This window comes from Pseudomonas sp. F01002, assembly GCF_004402115.1.
GTDB classification, from domain to species: domain Bacteria; phylum Pseudomonadota; class Gammaproteobacteria; order Pseudomonadales; family Pseudomonadaceae; genus Aquipseudomonas; species Aquipseudomonas frigoris.
This window is the reverse complement of sequence record NZ_SOPU01000010.1, coordinates 1-607: the sequence shown is the minus strand read 5'-3', so window position 1 is coordinate 607 and position 607 is coordinate 1. Positions and strand designations below refer to the sequence as shown.

Sequence of the window (607 nt, the reverse complement as noted above, 5' to 3'; positions counted from 1 at the left end):
TGCTTGCCACCCAGCGTTTGACCTCGCCTTGAGCTGACAGCCAAAAGCCATAGCCCAGAAACTTGCGGCCAAACGCACTGGCAATCGCGCTCTTGCTCTCGTTCACTTGCAGCCTAAGTCGGTCATAAAGGCGACGGAGCACTGCCATTACCCGCTGACCGGCCTTGAGGCTGCGTACGTAAACGTTCGCATCGTCCGCATACCTGACGAAGCAATGGCCTCGTCGCTCCAATTCCTTGTCCACCTCGTCCAGCAATACATTGGCCAGCAATGGTGAAAGGGGGCCACCTTGCGGCGTCCCTCGCNTCCCGCCCCGAGTGAATGTATTGCTGCGCCGCCAGTACCGCTTGGTGAGCGCTGCGACCGGGACGAAAACCATAGCTATGATCACTGAATCCCGGGTCCAACAGAGGCTGCAAAACCTGTAACAGCGCCTGTTGGATCAGTCTGTCCGTCACCGTCGGGATGCCCAGCTTGCGCTCGCCACCCTCCGGTTTTGGGATCAGAACTCTGCGCACCGGACTTGGCCGGTACGTTCCCGCCAGCAACTGCGCCCGTATCACGGGCCAGGCCGTTTTCAGATGCTCGACCGTCTCATCGATCCCAA

General features: G+C 59.6%; 1 pseudogene. It reads right to left on the bottom strand.

What is annotated here, in order from left to right:
• Positions 1 to 458 (bottom strand): annotated as a pseudogene (locus tag E3W21_RS05495) (reverse transcriptase domain-containing protein); the annotation flags it as partial.
• Between the last annotated feature and the right edge of the window lie 149 nt (positions 459 to 607).